Source organism: Paenibacillus cineris (assembly GCF_018333335.1).
GTDB lineage: Bacteria > Bacillota > Bacilli > Paenibacillales > Paenibacillaceae > Paenibacillus_AQ > Paenibacillus_AQ favisporus.
Genome location: NZ_BORU01000001.1, coordinates 1,345,492 through 1,362,070 on the forward strand (window position 1 = coordinate 1,345,492; position 16,579 = coordinate 1,362,070).

The following is a 16,579-nucleotide window of genomic DNA, read 5'->3' on the forward strand; positions in this document are numbered from 1 at the left end:
AACATGACATCTGACGAAAGGGGAAAGGTTTCCCGGAAAGATTACCTTTTTCTAAGGGCTCGTCCGGCTGTACAATGATCACAGCACATGAGATGAAACTTACCAACGGAGTGAAGGTGAACGGTATGAAAATTATGCTGGACGATTTAAGCGGGCCGGAAATAGCCGCGTTGATCCGCGAGCATCTTCAAGGCATGGCGGAGGAGTCGCCGCCGGAGAGCATACACGCCCTAGATCTGGACGGGCTGCGGCGTCCGGATGTGACATTCTGGAGCGCATGGGAACAGGGAGAGCTGCTTGGCTGCGGGGCGCTGAAGGAGCTTGATCCCGGCCACGGCGAGATCAAGTCGATGCGGACCGCATCCGCCCACTTGCGTAAAGGCGTGGCCCGATCCATCCTGGCGCACATCATTGAGGAGGCCCGTAGGCGGGGATACCGGCGGCTGAGCCTGGAGACAGGCTCGATGGCGTCGTTCGAGCCGGCCAGACGGCTGTACGCAGCCTTCGGATTTGAGGAGTGCGACCCATTTGCGGACTATACGCTCGATCCCTACAGTACTTTTATGACCCGAGAGCTGTAACCTAAATATGCGGAAGTTGATGTGAAAAAAGGACATGCTTCCTGTCATCGACAGGGTGAGCATGTCCTTTACTTCATGTGCCGGAAAACTTAGCAAGGAATGACAGCGGTGAAGGTGCTGCCTTGGCCGGGCGTGCTTTGCACGCTCAAAGTGCCGCCGTGGGCTTCGGCAATCCATCTGCCGATGGACAGCCCAAGGCCGTGGCCGCCCAGCTCCCGGGCGCGGGATTTGTCCACGCGGTAAAAACGTTCGAAGATGTGCGGCTGTTCCTCCAGCGGTATGCCGATTCCGTTATCGCTGACGGTCATGTGCAGCATTCTCCGTTTGTCCTCCCGGATCTTCAGGGCAAGGGAGACGGTGCCGCCCACCGGCGTATATTTGATGGCATTGTCCAGTAGGATGACCATCAGCTGCTGCAGGCGCTGGGCATCGCCATGAACCGTCATGCCGTCTTCCGCATGCAGCTTCAGTGTAATTTGCTTGGCCTGCGCCAAAGAAAGCAGGGATGCTATCGTCCGCGAGGCTTCGGCCGCCAGATCAAAGTCGGTCATGATCAGCTGAACCTCATCTGAGTCGGAGCGTGCCAGTGTCAGAAGGTGGCTGGAAAGGTCGGTCATCCGCTTGGCTTCTTCCCGCATGTTGTCCAGCACCCTCCGGCTGAACGGATCGTCCTTCAGGCTGTTTTCCATTTCGAGCACCTCAATGGAGGACAGGATGACGCTGAGCGGCGTGCGCAGCTCATGCGAGGCGTCCGCGACGAACTCGCGCTGCCTCGTATACGAGCGGGCGATCGGAACCATCGCCTTGACCGACATGTTCCGGCTGAGAAACACGGCCAGGACGCAGAACAGCAGCGCGAGCCCGATCAGCACGAGCAGGAGCCAGCCGAACAGCCGGTACTGGCTGCCTACCTCCTTGGCCACGTACAGCGTGCCTATAAAGACCCCGTTATCGTAAACGGCCTTGCCGGCAAGAAGCATGCGGACATTTCCGGGAGCCGCCTTGCGGGGATCGTTTCCGTGTCTTGGCGGCCCTCCATCCCGGCCGGTTTCCTTGATCGTAACGGTCTTGTATTCCGTCTGATCGCCTTCGGGCGTCCACTCCGCCACCGCGCTGCCGACCGCTGCGCTCAGTCCCATCCGCTGCTGTGCTTCGTACAGAAAATTCCCTTGAGGGTCCTTGAAGCAGCCCACCGTCTGGTTCGCTAACGATGGATAGCTGCTGCCGAGATTGCCTTCAATATTATAGGAGCCGGTATGCTCCATCGATTCATGAAACGCATAGGACATATCTTGAATCCAGTCGTTCAGCTGATTTTTCTGGTCGTTGATCAGCAGAAAATACAGCAGCCCGTACACCGTTCCGATGAACAGGGCGAGGAAAGCGATAAGCACTGCGGTATACTGCAGCGTCAACCGGTTCTGGGTTCTTTTGAACAGGTCACTCCCCTGCCGGGGCCAGGCGAAGGGAACTTTCCATTTCCATTTAGGCTTCAATTTTATAGCCGACCCCCCGGATGCTCTGAATCAGCTCTTGATTCAGTCCGCTGAGCTTCTTGCGGAGCAGCTTGATCATGGCGTCGATCGCTTTGGGGCCGACATCGGCGTCGAGTCCCCAAATCCGGTCCAAAATGACTTCCCGGGTCAAAGCGATGCCCTTGTTCTGGATCAGCAGATCCAGCAGCTGAAACTCCCGCGGCGTCAGCTGGACGAGCTCTCCCGCGATGCTTGCCGTCTGGTTGGTCCGGTTCAGGATGAGGCCGGTGACCTGAACTTCCTCACCTTGAATGGGCGCAAAATTCCGCCGCGACAGGGCGCGGAGCCGGGCGAGCAGCTCCTCGATTTCAAACGGCTTGACCAAATAGTCGTCTGCGCCCGCGTCCAGTCCATTGATCCGGTCCTGCAGTCCGTCCTTGGCGGTCAGCATCAGGATGGCGCCCATGTATCCTTCCTTCCGCAGCTGCCGGCAAGCCCAGACGCCGTCGCCTTCCGGCATCATCCAGTCGAGAATCAGGACGTCGTAATTGGTGGCCTCGGCATACTCGCAGGCTTCCCTGCCGGTAGTGACCCAATCCGCAGTATGGCCGCCTTTTTTCTTCAGCATGTGCACGACCAACTCCCCAAGCCGCATATCGTCTTCTGCCAGCAATATTTTCATCCATATCCAATCCTTTCCCGCATCTATATAGATCGAACTAAAGTTTTGCATCGAGCTTCCTGTTATATCGGTCTATTGCGGCCTATAACATTTATTTCTTTAGTTCATTCGATCTAGCTCCTGAAATAGTGCCGGAGTTCAAGTTTAATAAGAGCATACTTCCGGCGGACAAACCGAGTCAAGAATCAGGGCAGGCCGATGCTCCAACCTTTCTTTTCAGCGTGGTACAAGCAATCGTTTGGTGGCTGCGCACGATGTTGAGGACTTTGCATATCACAAAAGCCCCAAAACCCAAGGCTTTGGAGCTCTTGAAGGTTTGGGGCTGATGAAGAAGCGGCATACCCCGTAATATAACTGGGAGATGTGCCTTTTTGATAAAACGGGTCATGTCGTTAACTTCGCGTAGACGATGAAGAAAATCATGACTTCTCCGACGATGGCGTAATTGGGGACGGGGAAGATCAGGTCAATCACGAAGCAGCAAGCAAGAATCCCCAGCATAATAGCCAGATGATAGGGCTTCAGCCGCAAATGTTTGTGTCTGTACCGGTGGAACACCACAGAGGTCGATAAGAAATACAGGAGCACAGACCCAAACACGAATGCCAGCATGAAGGAGTAATCCATCTGGTCTTTGTATAACAGCTGAATGGCTGCCGCGATCATACTCATCGATAAATACACGAATAAGTGACCGTAAATAATCATTTGGCCGGCGGTGTGGATTTCCCGGCTTACCTTTTTGTCGATGTTATCAAAGTACTGCCACCACATGGCGATGACCAGCAGGCTGGTAAAGGCTACGAACAGGACGGACGGCAGGTCCCAGTGATTAAATTGCAGCACGGCCAGGATACTGACGACCGATTCGCCTAGAAGAATCAAGGTAAACAGGGCGAAGCGTTCGAGCAAGTGGTGCGTATTGATGGGCGTTTTGACCAAATGCCGGCGCCCCAATAAGGGAAGCAGAATATCTACGGCGATTCCCGCGTACAAGACGGCATACCGGATCCAGGAGTCGAAGAACAGCGAGCAGGCCGAGATCAGGATGCCGATCAAAAAGTGGGTGCCCAAATAGGAGGCGGTCACTTGCTGATGAGCCGCTTTGGCCCGATGGACCAGAAGATACTGCAGGACTGTCAGCGCCCTTGAGCCTATGTATCCTACAAAGAAGGGAACATAGTATTGGTCAAAGTCAGGCGACAAACTCGCCGTCATGACGAGAACGAACAACAGCTGAAGGATCATGAAGATCCTGTGAATTAAAATATCCTGGCCGAACCGGTTCACAAAGAGTGTTTGTCCTACCCAACCCCACCAGATCGGGATAAAAATCAACACGAATTTGCTCAGGTACTCCAAGGGAATGGTCCCGTGTTCCGCATGCAGCAGGACATGCGTTGCTTTGGACACGGCTGCGACTAAGAGAAGATCGTAAAACAGCTCCAGCCAAGTCACCTTTTTTTCAATCATAGCCTTATAGATCTCCTCCTTGATGTGATGAATGCCGTCAAATGAGTCACAAGCGAATCCGCCGCTCATCCGAAGAATCAATTTATTATATCAATTTTCAAATCCCGGTCTACTACATTTTCGGAAATAGGACTGCTGACTGTAACCGAAGTCCCGGATTGTTAAGCAGGGGTAAATGCAACGGCCTTTTTTACTGATTTTTTGTACATTAGAGAGAAAAACATAGTTAATATAATTTTATATACACGAAAAACATTATGTGCTATTCTAACGTTGCCAAAGGGATGTTATGCGTCAAGCATGTTTGTCGATTCCCACTACGCTTCTTGGCTGCACGGAGCACCGGATCAACATTGGAAGGTCCTTAGCCTGATGGACGGGCATCATGGGATGCCGTGGCCCTTACCGGGTGATTTCATGCTTTTTGAAACTACGCATTGTAGTATAAATTATGGGAGGGAATACATATGACAAAGAAGGTTGTTTTGGAACCCGCTGCTTTGAAATTTGCACAAGATACCGCCAATCCGCCGTATTTGTTTGATCTTGGACCGGAAAAAGGGCGCGAAGCCGTAGACGAGGTTCAATCGGGCGACGTCCCGAAGCTCCCGGTTGAAATTCAGGATATCACCGTTGAGGGAGGGCCTAGCGGACAGGTTTCGGTCAGACTGCTTCGTCCCGAAAACGTTACAAATAAGCTGCCGGTCATTCTTTATATCCATGGCGCCGGCTGGGTGTTCGGAAATGCGCATACCCATGATCGCCTGATCCGGGAGCTTGCGGTCGGTGCCGAGGCCTGCGTCGTTTTCCCGAATTACAGCCTGTCTCCGGAAGCAAAATATCCGACGGCGATCGAAGAAATCTACGCGGTTCTGACCTGGATTGCGGAACATGGCGAGGCATACGGTCTGGATACGGACCGCCTTACCGTGGCTGGGGACAGCGTTGGGGGAAATATGACCGCTGCGATTACGCTGATGGCGAAAGAACGTAAGGGACCCGCCATTCATAAACAGTTGCTGTTCTACCCGGTGACGGACTCGGGCAACGACACGGAGTCCTATCATCAGTTTGCGGAAGGTTATTTCCTGCGCCGGGACGCCATGGCCTGGTTCTGGGAGCAGTATATTGCGAAGCCGAGCGATAAAGAGGAGATCTATGCTTCCCCGCTGCGGGCAACGCGCGAGCAGCTCGAAGGCTTGCCTCCTGCACTGGTCATTACTGCTGAAGCGGACGTTCTTCGCGATGAAGGCGAAGCTTATGCCAACAAACTGCGCGAAGCCGGCGTCCGGGTGACCGCTGCCCGTTTCCAGGGGGCCATTCATGACTTCGTCATGCTGAATGCTCTTGCGGATACCGCAGCGGCTAGAGGCGCGATCGCGCTGGCGAACGCTTGGCTCAAAGAATAGCAGGGGCGGTGAAAATAGCAAATGGCGACAACCATAGGCATTATGGTGGGGAGTTTAAGGGAGCATTCGTATAACCGGATGATTGCGGATACGATCCCGGAGCTTGTAGATTCCGCACAATATGAATTCATCTCGATTGCGGATCTTCCCTTGTACAACGCGGATTTGGACCGGGAGGAAAGCCCGGAGCCGGTCAAACGCTACCGCGAAGCGGTTCAACAGGTGGACGGAATCATCATCGTGAGCCCGGAATATAACTCGGGCATCCCGGGTGTGCTCAAAAATGCGCTGGACTGGGCCTCAACCCCGACCAAAACCGCGGTTCTCATTCATAAACCGGCCGGGGTCATCGGTGCGACGCCGGGCGTTAAAGGGACGATTTTGTCGCAGCAGCAAATCCGGCAAACCTTGGACGCCGTTCAGTCTTATGTGATGCCGTTTCAAAAAATGTATATATCGCAGGCGATGGAGAAGGTTGATCCGGAGAGCGGTAAGCTGACCGATGAAACGACCCGCAGGTATGTACAGCGTTACGTGCGGTCGTTCATCCAATGGGTCGATCAGGTACAGCAGATGAACGGGCAATAACCATCTTAATCAGGAGCTGAGGCTATTATGGGTAACATAGCAATTTATGGATTCGGTCGGATCGGAAGACAGCTGCTTCGGGCGGCGTTGGAACAAAGTTTGTTTGTTCCTTATTCCATCTCCGATATCAAAGATGAAGCGACGCTGGCGGCGCTGTTTGAAGTGGACACCAACTACAAGCGCTGGCCTGAGAACGTATCGGGCGGCGAGGGCGCGATCGTGATCGGCGGCCGGGATATCCGGTATTTGAATTCGGCCAAGGAAGTGCCTCATTGGGGTGAGCTCGGCGTCGACCTGGTCGTCGACTGCACCGGGCGGGCCGTGACGCGGCCTGTGGCCGAACAGCATCTGGAGCGGGGAGCCAAACGGGTGCTGGTCAGCGGACCAAGCAAAACGCTTGATGACTGCGACGCCGTTCTGCTGAAAGGAATCAACCTCGACAGCTTCGATCCGGAAAAGCATAAAATCATCAGTATGGCGAGCTGCACGACGAATGCGCTGGCTCCGGTCGTCAAATTGGTCCGGGAAAACTACGGTATCAAATACGGCTTATTCTCCACGGTACACTCGTATACGAACACGCAATCGTTAACCGATCAGCCGATGAAGGACCGCCGGGACTCCTGGGCTGCAGCCGAAAACATCATTCCGTCGTCTTCCGGCGCCGCCAAAGCGCTCAAGTTCATCTGGAACGATCTGCAGATTACCGGCAAAGCGTACCGCATTCCGACGCGTACAGGCAGCATTGCCGAGCTGAACCTGATCACGGAGAAGCCTTGTACCGTTCAGGAGATCAATGATATGTTCCGGCAGGCCGCAAGCGAAGGCGATCTGAAGGGTGTGCTCGACGTTTTGGAAGGGGAATGGGCATCGTCACGCATCGTTGCCGATCCGCATTCCTCGATTATCGACCTGCCGTTAACCCAGGTGCAGGGGGAAATGCTGTCCGTCGCCACCTGGTACGATAACGAATGGGGTTATGCCTCCAGATTGGCGGAAGTTGCTGCTTATTTGGCAGGGAAATAGGATGAAATAGGATTGCAGTTACAGAGGAAAGGGGCTGCCGGTGAGTACCGGCGGCCCTAATTTGCTTGAGAAAGGGACGGATCGGATTCGCTCCGAAAAAATGGATTGACAATGAGAAGAACATCATTTATCTTTAATTTAAGATAAATAAATTCGAAATAAAAACCCGGATCCAAAAATCCTAAAGGAGCGATACAGATGTTCACACGCACGGCAGGTATTCATCACATTACGGCATTTTCAAGAAATCCCCAGGAAACGATTGATTTCTACAGCGGCATCCTCGGACTCAGCTTGGTGAAGAAGACGGTCAACTTCGATGATCCTACGGTGTATCACCTGTATTTCGGTGACCCGGCCGGGTCTCCGGGAACGATTCTGACCTTTTTTCCTTATCCACGGGCCCGGCAAGGGCAGATTGGGGGCGGTCAGGTGGGCATCGTGACCTTTGTCATTCCGCCCGGCTCCATTGATTTTTGGCAGGAACGGCTGGCTTGGTTCGGACGGGATGCAGCAAGCAGCAAGCGGTTTGGAGAGAACTATCTGCAGTTCTCGGATCCGGACGGACTGCGCCTGGAACTGGTGGAGCGGGAGGACGGAGCCGGGGGCGCAAGCCCGCTTGAAAGCATTCCGGATGACCAGGCCATCAAGGGATTAGGCGGTGCGGTTCTGTTCAGCGAGGCTTATGCCGACACGATCGACGTGCTGGAGAACCTTCTCGGACTGGCCAAAATCGGGGAAGACGCCGGATACGCCCGTTTTCAAGCGACGGCTGAGATCGGCAACCTGATCGATGTTCGTATGGAGGACATGGAAGCGGGACATGGCACTGCCGGAACCGTACATCACATCGCCTGGCGGGCAAGCGATAACGCGGAGCATGAAGCGTGGAGGGAACGCGTGTCGGTCAATGGCTTTGACGTCACTCCAATTAAGGATCGCCAGTATTTTAAAGCCATCTATTTCAGGGAACACGGCGGAATCCTGTTTGAGATTGCGACGGATCCTCCCGGATTCGCCCGGGACGAAGCCCCGGATGCGCTGGGACGCAAGCTGATGCTGCCGGAATGGTTTGAACCGCAGCGCGGTGACATTGAAGCCCGGTTAGAGCCGGTTACGACCGAGAAAGTATGGAATTGACCGCGGAACAGGCGGTGCGCGATATCGTGAGACAATCAGCATTTGGATATGAGGTAATTTAGAACCGCCGTCCATCGATGATCCCTGCAAGGACAGGGGTCATCTTTTTTTTAGCAATCTTCTGCCTGAACGCTAGACTTTATGGTGAGACATTGGCTTTTCACCATCTTTTCACCATCGCCCCGTACAATGACAGCATAACGGGAATGAACATACTTGAAACAAGGTGGTCTGTATATGGCAAATTCCAAATGGATCAAATGGACGGCAGGCATGGCGGGTGTGGTCATGTTTACAGGTTTCGTAGGATATATCTCCAAGTTTAATCCGGCCGACACTGCTGCAGGGAATGTGGCGAGCGCTTCCCCGATCTTCGGAGCGGGACAAGACGACTCAAGCGGCGACGTCGAGAACCAGTGGCGGGACGAAGCTTCCGGCGGGGACGCAGGGTTCTCCGGGCAGGAACGCGGATTTATGGGCGGCCGCTCCCGGTCGGGCATGGACTTCGGCTCCGGGCAAAGCAGCAGCGGGGAAGGCTCCATGCGCACCCACGCTTCCTAGCGGCAGATGCTGGACGGAGGTGATTGAAGATGCATACATTCAGAGCGATGAACACCGAATTCGTCACGCAGGGACTGCCTGAGGCGGAGCAGAGGGAAGCGGAGTCCTGGTTTGCTTTTGTAGAAAAGCATTTGACCCGCTTCGACCCGGGCAGCGAGCTGTCCGGGCTGAATCGTTCGGCAGGCAGGCCGTTTATGGCGACGCCGATCCTGTTCGAAGCCGTCAGCGTGGCGGTGGATTATTACCATAGGGCCGACGGGTTGTTTAACCCTTTTCTCGGGCAGCTCCTGACTGATCTGGGATACGGCCGAAGTTTCGGAGAGACGGCTGCTGAAAAGAAGGTTTCTTCACAGGCATCCGATCGAACGGAGGCTAATGCAAAGCTGCTGGGCGCTTTTGGCCCGGAGATGGGGGCCAAGCTGAACCCGCTGCTTCGCAGCATCGAGCTGCCTCCGGCATGGTCGGTGGATCTCGGCGGCATCGCCAAGGGCTGGAGCGCCGAGAAGCTCGCGGGCATGATGCGCAGAAAGGGCATTGCACACGGGGCGGTCAGCGCCGGCGGGGACATGATGCTGTGGGGCGGGGAGGACCGTCCGCAGCAGGTTAACATAGCGGATCCATTCGCTTTGGACCGCGACATGGATTCGCTCGTCATCCGCAGGAACGCGGGCGTTGCCACAAGCAGCCGGCTAAAGCGGAAATGGCTGGACGGAGAGGGACAGGAGCGGCATCACATCCTCGATCCTCGCACCATGATGTCTAGCCTGACAGATGTGGTGCAGGCGACGGTCATCCATCCGTCGCTGACGGCGGCCGAGGTCTATGCCAAATGCCTGCTAATCCTTGGCCTGCAGGCCGGGACGGCATGGCTTGAACGCAAACATCCCGCCGCGGCGGCTGTGCTCGTCTGCGAAGACGGCTCCGTCTGTACGGCGGGATTCATCGAAGCATATCGACAGGAGAATGGAAAGGAGGCGGGATGATGGCGGTCTTTTATCATTTCGGCAGCGGCATCAGTCAAATTTTATCGGTGTGGGTGACGACGAGGGCGGCGGGGCTGACCTCTTATATGCTCCTGTTCGCTTCTGTTGCGGCAGGACTGCTGCAGGGAGGGGCGTGGGCTAAAGGGCCGGTTAAAGCGAAGCTGAACATGGTGCATCAATGGTGCGGCTGGTTCGGTCTGTTATTTGGCATGGTTCACGGACTCGTTCTTCTGTTCGACCGGTTTGTCGGGTATTCCTTGGCGGATCTTTTGATCCCCTTTAAGGCGAGCGGCGACCGGTTGTGGATGGGGATGGGGATTTTGTCGCTGTACTTGCTGCTGCTGCTGATCATCAGCTCGGATCTGATGAAGAAGCTCGGCAAAAAGGTATGGCGCTTCATTCACTTTCTGGCGATGCCCGCCTATTTGATGGCGCTGGTCCACGGGATCATGCTGGGAACGGACAGCCGGCAGGCTCCCGTGATTGGGCTCTATGCGGTGACCGGCGTGACGGTGCTCATCCTGCTGGTGAACCGGATCGCCGCTTCTCGCAGAAAGGGCGGAGGGAGACTGATTGTGGTGCAGGAAGGCGGGAAAACCCGCATCAAACAAATTCCTTCTTCACGCTAATAAGACAGGCGGAGTGCTTCTGCGCTCCGCCTGTTAAGCATGATCAAGCGTTATTCGGATGTTATCAAAAGTTCATATTCGCTCGGGTTCGGGCCATTTAGATTTAGCGGCTGTTCTCCTGCCGTCCGGCGTAGTAGGGGGCGCCTGGATCGATGTCGAGCACGACGCGCTGCGGCTCGGCCAGCGCATATTGATGCTCGCAGCGCCAGCGCATCTCTTCGGTGAAGCCGATCGTTTCGCCGTCTTCGATCACGTCTCCCTGCCGGAATAAATAGTACGCCACATCCATCAGCTGGCCGGCCAGCTCGGAAGGGTCAAGGTCAAAGAAGTGGCATTGGACGTCGGGAATCCCGAGCGCCGCCAGCCCAAGCGAATCCATCAGCCCTTCATTGCGCCCGCTCCCGGTCCCTTCCACGTTATAAAAGCGGATGTTCATCGCGCCGTACAGCAGTTCGCCTTGTTCCACTGCCGCCAGGTACGCCTGCGGTTCGACAAGCTTGTCGCTGGCCCGGAAATAGACGGCGTCGCATGGAGCCACCTCCAGCACGGCCCGCAGGGCGCCGGTCATCAGCTGCAATCTGTCTTGGGGCATAAGGCCCGAAGCCACCAGGTCGGTGAGCAGCAGCGTATAACCGCATCCGCTGACGACTTCTCCGGCTTCTCTCCAGTGCCAGGACTGCTGAACGGCGGTGGCATATTCGTCTACCGGGCGGTTTTGGACCGGCATCAGGCTGGTTTGCGCCGGCATCTCGCCTTCCGAATAGGCAACCTTATAGTCCAGGTGAAAAAAGTGCAGCAGATCATCCGGACCGGACTCATCCGGCCCCCACACCGCAAGGCCGGCATGTTCGCGTTCTCCGGCTTGCTGGGTGGAGCCGGTGTAACGCTCCATGCTTGCAAACAAACGGCTTCGGTCGATTTCCGGCTTGTGCCGATATTTCAGTTCGACTGCATATACCCGCGAGAAGCCAAAGCTTTGTTCTTCCTGAGTTACCTCACTCGTCATGTTCCTCTTCTCCTATCGCTGTACTGTTCTCCATTCCTTATTGTAACGAATCTTTCCAATGTGTTCCAGCTCATGCTCCGTATCCCGCCGGACAGGGAGAAGGAAATTTATTTATTTCGGCGAATCGCTGGATGTCATAAAACCGCAGGCCGGCAATAAGTTATAAAAGGCCCGGCTGAAATCGGAGTGCTCCGAAAACGCATCGGTCCCGGGATGTAGTTTTATGTCGAAAAAAGCACAATTAAAGAAGGGATTTGGTGAAACGCATCGAATAAAGAGAAGTGCATTTTTACCTCTACACCCAAATTTCAGGAGGATGTTTAATGATCGTTGTCATGATTGTGCTGTACCTAGCCATATATATCGCCATTTGCGGCGCGTATTTCCAGCTTGCCAAAAAGGCGGGCAGGGACGACATCGCGTGGTTTGCGTTTGTCCCGATTTTGAATTATATTCTCCAGTTGAAGCTGATCAAGGAGAGTGCATGGTGGATCCTGATCACACTGGTGCCGATTGCCAATATCGTGTTCGCCATCATCTGGCAGGTGAAGCTGCTGAACGCGTTCGGCAAGAACGGGGCCTACGTTCTTTTTGCCATTTTCCTGTCCCCGGTATATGTGATTCTGTGGATGGTTTGGGGCTATTCCAGCAAGACGACTTACCAGCTGTACAATCCGCCGGTTCCCCCAGGGCCAACAGCCGCATTTTAAGCAGAAATCGTTCTTGGGCTCTGACCGGATCTTTGCTTACATACCGACAGAACTGAAGCGTGATTCTAAGATTTAACAACACAGGGCATGATTCGTACTCGGGTCGGCCCCAATCATCGAGGTAAAAATGCACACAATGACCGTGACCGCTCCCGTTAGGGGGCGGTTTTGCATTTTCGGATATCGGAGGTGTTACCGGGAGGGAGCTCGATGCATAAAAAACAGGGGAAACAGCAAAATAATGGTAATCATTTCTCGAAGGAGTTTTCCCATTGTTTATTCAGCGGCTGAAAAAGTTTCTGTATACCTATCCCCGGCCTGAGCGGGAGCAAGAACATCAGGATTCTCCTAAGGGGAAGCCCCTGAGCAAAGAACTATCCGACAGTCTGGAGCTGCTCCAACAATCCATGGGCAAAAATACGGATTTTGTCATCCATCATCTCGCAGCCGATCAGGAATCGGACTATAAAGTCATCGTCAGCTTTATCGACGGCCTGGTAGATCCGCTGCTCCTTTCCAAATTGCTGGAAAACCTGAATCGCTTGAAGTTGGATAATTTGCTTCGGGCGGACAAGGCATCTGCCGATTGGCTCAAAAACCAGCTGGCCATAGGGAATGTTCGGGTCATCTGCACGCAGGAAGATTTAATCCATTCGGTCCTGGACGGTAGGGCCGTTATTGTCGTTCAAGGCATGCGGGAAGCCTTCGCCGTATATATCGATGGAGGTTCCCGGCGATCAGTAGAGGAGCCTTCTTCCCAGACGGTGATCCGGGGCCCGAAAGAAGGGTTTACGGAAAATATCACGACCAATATCGCCCTGCTCCGGCGAAAAATCAAATCCCCGCATTTGACCATTGAATCGCATGTCATCGGAACCTATACGCGCACCAACGTATCCATCGCCTATATCGAAGGGATCGCAAACCCGGAGGTCGTCAAGGAAATGACATCGCGGATCCAAAGTATTGAAATCGACGGGATTCTGGAGAGCGGGTACATTGAGGAAATGATACAGGACGGCGTTCAGTCGCCATTCCCAACCATATATAATACCGAGCGGCCCGACACGGTCGCAGGCGGGCTGCTGGAGGGACTGGTCGCCGTCTTTGTGGACGGCACGCCTTTTGTTTTAGTGGCTCCCGTCACTTTTTACCGTTTCCTGACCTCCAGCGAAGATTATTATCAACGATTCGATATTTCTTCCTTTCTTCGCATTGTCCGGATGATCTCGTTTTTCACCGCCCTGCTTCTCCCATCGATTTTTATTTCCTTAACCACCTTCCATCAGGAACTGCTTCCCATGCCGCTTTTGATTTCATTGGCCGCACAGCGGGAAATTACGCCGCTGCCGACGCTGGTCGAAGCGCTGCTGATGGAGCTGACCTTTGAAGTCATTCGTGAAGCAGGCGTCCGGATGCCGAGAGCGATCGGCCCGGCCATTTCTATCGTCGGCGCATTAGTGCTCGGTCAGGCCGCGGTCCAGGCGGGACTGGTATCGGCAGCCGTCGTGATTGTCGTCTCCTTTACAGCGATTTCCAATTTTGCACTTCCGGCGATTAACTTTGCTTCGTCCGTCCGCCTTCTCCGATTTGTCCTGATGATATTTTCCGGAAGCTTCGGGCTGGTCGGTGTGCTTGGGGTATTGATTCCGCTGATGGCGCATCTGGCCTCACTCGAATCGTTTGGCGTACCTTATCTCATGCCGTCATCGCCTTTTAACAAAACGAACCAAAAGGACCAGATGATTCGGGCGCCCTGGTGGAAGCTGCGCACGCGTCCAATAGGCATCGGGGACCAGAACCGGATGCGCCAGCCGAAAGACAAGAAGTCGTTCGCAGAACGTGAGGTCGGGCGCCCGAGGGATCCATTGGCCTAGGAAGGGGGGATGGGGATGAGAAGACGGATTGCCTGCTTGGTGCTGATGGCTTGCCTGTTGCTTACAACAGGCTGCTGGAATCGGGCTGAGCTGAACGACCTGAGAATTACGGTAGCCGGCGGCATCGACCGAGTAGGGGACAAATGGGAAATCAGCTATCAGACGATCATCCCGTCCTCCATGGCCTCCGGGACGGGCGGCTCGGCCGGGATGAGCTCACAGCCGGCCATTTATGTGTTTTCCATGGTTTCCGATACTATTTTCGGGGCCCGAATGAAGAGTAATTTGGAAGCCTCCCGGAAGCTGTATGTCGCACACGCCAAAGTGATTGTGGTCGGCAGGGAAGCGGCAGAGCGGGGGCTCGGCGAGCTGGTTGATTTGTTTCTGCGCAATTCGGAATCCCGTGAAACCGTAGAGCTGCTGCTCACCGACGGAACGGCGAAGGATCTGTTGAAGAAAATGGTTCCTCCTGAAAAGCTGCCGGGTGCAAGCTACAGCGATATTATGGGGAAAGAGTCAAGATTCATATCGATTTTTCCGAAAAAAACGATCTTTGATCTGGCGCTCAGCCTGCATTCGGATGCCAAAAGTATCGGTATACCGGTAGCTACATTTGTGGGTGAGGACACGGAGGAGAATAAGGAGAAGCTGCATTCGCTCGATGTCCTAAAAGAAACCTCACCTCCGCTTTCCTTGAGGCTGACCCGCCTTGGCGTATTCAGCGGGGACCGATTGACCGGATATCTGAGCGGCAGAGAAAGCATGGGGCTGTCGTGGCTGACCGATCAAGTGAAGGGGACCGAGTTATCTTTTCCTTGTCCCCAAGCGAAAAACAAGCATAATTCGATCATCATCACCTCTGCGAAAACGAAGCTCAGGCCCGTCCATGCCGGCACGCACTATACGATGCTGGTTAACGTCAAACTGAATGGGAATTTAATGGAATCCACGTGCAGCAAGGACTTGTCCAAACCGGAGGTCATCCGTGAAATGGAGAAGAGTATCGAAGCGGAAGTCCGTGATCAGATGTCTACCGGTTGGGATGCCGTGCGTCAGATGGGAATTGACGTGACCGGTTACGCCGACATCATTCACCGCAGTTTTCCCAAAGAGTGGAGGAAGATGCAGGCCACATGGCCGGAACAATTTAAACGCATGGATATTCAGGTCCAGGTCAAGGCAACGATCCGCCGGCCGGGACTTATCCAGAAGACGATACAACTGATGAAGTAATAGTTGTCTCCGGGCAGCCCAAGAGAACTGAGTACGATGAAGGAGTATCCTATGATCCGAACGACCCGTGCTTCTGAAATTGCCATATCGTTATCACTGTTTGAAGTAGGAAGCACTACCCTGTTCCTGTTAGGGGGAGAGGCGAAGCAGGACGCCTGGATCGCCATGCTTCTTGGCGCCGGAGCAGGGCTGATGCTGCTTCTGGTTTATTTGCTGATGTACCGCCTGGATGCGGAAAGGGATCTGTTCGAGATGTGCCGGCATTACTTGGGCAGCATATTCGGCTGGATTGCTGCGTTTGCGCTTACCGCTTATTTTGCTTATGAAGCCTCCCGGAATTTTCGCGATATCGGCGAATTGGCCGTTCAAACGATGCTGAACCGGACACCGATGTCGATCATTATTTTCATTTCGGTGCTTATCGGGTCGTACATCACCTATCTTGGGCCACGGGCGGCTTTCAGACTGAGCGTGATTTATGCCTATGTCATGGCGTTCGGATATGTATTGATCTTAGTCATGGTCCCTTTGACGGGGCTGCTGCACACTAAATTCATGTTTCCTGTCCTGGAGAACGGATTCGCTCCAGTGTGGCGGGCGGCCATGCCTAACATCGTATCGTTTCCTTTCGGGCAAACCGTCCTGTTTCTGGTTTATTTTAAATATGCTCAGAGGGGCAAACATCTCGGCAGGCTCACCATCGTATCCTTTCTGGCTACAGCTGTTTTTTTGACCGTTCTAAACCAGCTGGTTATTCTCGTTCTCGGGCCCGAGATTGCCACCATCGGCACGTATCCGCTGTTTATGGTCGTACAGATGATGGAGGTGGCCAACGTGATTGAGAGAGCCGACGCGCTGTTTGTCCTGCTCTTGTTCATGGGCATCGGCATGAAGGCTAATTTCTTACTGATTGGGGCAGGCATCGGCCTTCAGCGCCTCACCGGAATCCGCTACAAGCTGTGGATCATCCCGCTGGCATTGACCGTATTTGGCCTCACGTATTTATCACCCACGTTTACGGAATATTTCAGGGCAGGTCTCAAGCTGACCGTAGAGCAGCTGATGCCGATTACGCAGCTGGTGATTCCCGGAATACTGGTCATTGCGATGCTAATAGGCAAAAAGAAACGGAAGCCGGCCTAGGCGAAGATTTCATTGGGATATGCACATAATCCCGCTGCGGAGGTGGATACCCTATCCGTATCT

General features: G+C 54.2%; 16 protein-coding genes. 12 read left to right on the forward strand and 4 right to left on the reverse strand.

What is annotated here, in order from left to right; all coding sequences use genetic code 11:
• Positions 1–125 precede the first annotated feature (125 nt).
• The gene (locus KI379_RS06530; RefSeq protein WP_212983120.1) at positions 126–581 is read left to right on the forward strand and encodes a GNAT family N-acetyltransferase; all 456 of its coding nucleotides are present in this window, start codon (positions 126–128) and stop codon (positions 579–581) included.
• A gap of 89 nt (positions 582–670) precedes the next feature.
• On the opposite strand, the gene KI379_RS06535 is transcribed toward KI379_RS06530, so the two are convergent.
• The 3 genes from KI379_RS06535 to KI379_RS06545 form a co-directional block, all read right to left on the reverse strand.
• Positions 671–2,077 (reverse strand): sensor histidine kinase, encoded by a 1,407-nt coding sequence (locus KI379_RS06535; RefSeq protein ID WP_084203782.1) that lies wholly within the window; start codon positions 2,075–2,077, stop codon positions 671–673.
• On the reverse strand, positions 2,067–2,738 hold the full coding sequence (locus KI379_RS06540) for a response regulator transcription factor (RefSeq protein ID WP_212983121.1): 672 nt from the start codon (positions 2,736–2,738) through the stop codon (positions 2,067–2,069). The genes KI379_RS06535 and KI379_RS06540 overlap by 11 nt, the downstream gene beginning before the upstream one ends.
• A 384-nt stretch (positions 2,739–3,122) precedes the next feature.
• Entirely contained in the window at positions 3,123–4,211 is a 1,089-nt protein-coding gene (locus KI379_RS06545) for a low temperature requirement protein A (RefSeq protein ID WP_212983122.1), read from the reverse strand.
• Positions 4,212–4,678: 467 nt separating this feature from the next.
• Between KI379_RS06545 and KI379_RS06550 the strand changes: the two genes are divergently transcribed.
• From KI379_RS06550 to KI379_RS06580, 7 genes are all read left to right on the forward strand, one after another.
• Positions 4,679–5,620, forward strand: a complete 942-nt coding sequence (locus tag KI379_RS06550; protein WP_212983123.1) for an alpha/beta hydrolase — start codon at positions 4,679–4,681, stop codon at positions 5,618–5,620.
• A gap of 21 nt (positions 5,621–5,641) precedes the next feature.
• Positions 5,642–6,208 (forward strand): NADPH-dependent FMN reductase, encoded by a 567-nt coding sequence (locus tag KI379_RS06555; RefSeq protein ID WP_212983124.1) that lies wholly within the window; start codon positions 5,642–5,644, stop codon positions 6,206–6,208.
• A gap of 27 nt (positions 6,209–6,235) precedes the next feature.
• Positions 6,236–7,234 carry a type I glyceraldehyde-3-phosphate dehydrogenase gene (locus tag KI379_RS06560; RefSeq protein WP_212983125.1) on the forward strand — a complete coding sequence of 333 codons (999 nt, stop codon included), beginning with the start codon at positions 6,236–6,238 and terminating at the stop codon, positions 7,232–7,234.
• 198 nt (positions 7,235–7,432) lie between these two features.
• Positions 7,433–8,374 (forward strand): ring-cleaving dioxygenase, encoded by a 942-nt coding sequence (locus KI379_RS06565; protein ID WP_212983126.1) that lies wholly within the window; start codon positions 7,433–7,435, stop codon positions 8,372–8,374.
• Between the two features lie 237 nt (positions 8,375–8,611).
• Positions 8,612–8,935 carry a hypothetical protein gene (locus tag KI379_RS06570; protein ID WP_089546419.1) on the forward strand — a complete coding sequence of 108 codons (324 nt, stop codon included), beginning with the start codon at positions 8,612–8,614 and terminating at the stop codon, positions 8,933–8,935.
• A gap of 29 nt (positions 8,936–8,964) precedes the next feature.
• On the forward strand, positions 8,965–9,918 hold the full coding sequence (locus KI379_RS06575; protein ID WP_212983127.1) for an FAD:protein FMN transferase: 954 nt from the start codon (positions 8,965–8,967) through the stop codon (positions 9,916–9,918).
• Positions 9,915–10,547 (forward strand): ferric reductase-like transmembrane domain-containing protein, encoded by a 633-nt coding sequence (locus tag KI379_RS06580; RefSeq protein WP_244879212.1) that lies wholly within the window; start codon positions 9,915–9,917, stop codon positions 10,545–10,547. Before KI379_RS06575 ends, KI379_RS06580 begins: the two co-directional genes overlap by 4 nt.
• A gap of 103 nt (positions 10,548–10,650) precedes the next feature.
• On the opposite strand, the gene KI379_RS06585 is transcribed toward KI379_RS06580, so the two are convergent.
• Positions 10,651–11,553, reverse strand: coding sequence for a DUF4261 domain-containing protein (locus KI379_RS06585; protein WP_212983128.1), 903 nt, complete (start codon positions 11,551–11,553; stop codon positions 10,651–10,653).
• A gap of 323 nt (positions 11,554–11,876) precedes the next feature.
• Here KI379_RS06585 and KI379_RS06590 point away from each other — a divergent pair, with 323 nt between their 5' ends.
• The 4 genes from KI379_RS06590 to KI379_RS06605 all read left to right on the forward strand — a co-directional run bounded on the left by KI379_RS06590 (position 11,877) and on the right by KI379_RS06605 (position 16,516).
• The gene (locus KI379_RS06590) at positions 11,877–12,263 is read left to right on the forward strand and encodes a DUF5684 domain-containing protein (RefSeq protein WP_076168600.1); all 387 of its coding nucleotides are present in this window, start codon (positions 11,877–11,879) and stop codon (positions 12,261–12,263) included.
• Between the two features lie 272 nt (positions 12,264–12,535).
• A complete protein-coding gene (locus KI379_RS06595) occupies positions 12,536–14,140 on the forward strand; it encodes a spore germination protein (protein WP_306433646.1) in 1,605 nt (534 codons plus the stop codon).
• A gap of 15 nt (positions 14,141–14,155) precedes the next feature.
• A complete protein-coding gene (locus tag KI379_RS06600) occupies positions 14,156–15,373 on the forward strand; it encodes a Ger(x)C family spore germination protein (protein WP_076168598.1) in 1,218 nt (405 codons plus the stop codon).
• Between the two features lie 51 nt (positions 15,374–15,424).
• Positions 15,425–16,516, forward strand: a complete 1,092-nt coding sequence (locus KI379_RS06605) for a GerAB/ArcD/ProY family transporter (protein ID WP_212983129.1) — start codon at positions 15,425–15,427, stop codon at positions 16,514–16,516.
• The last annotated feature ends 63 nt before the right edge of the window (positions 16,517–16,579 follow it).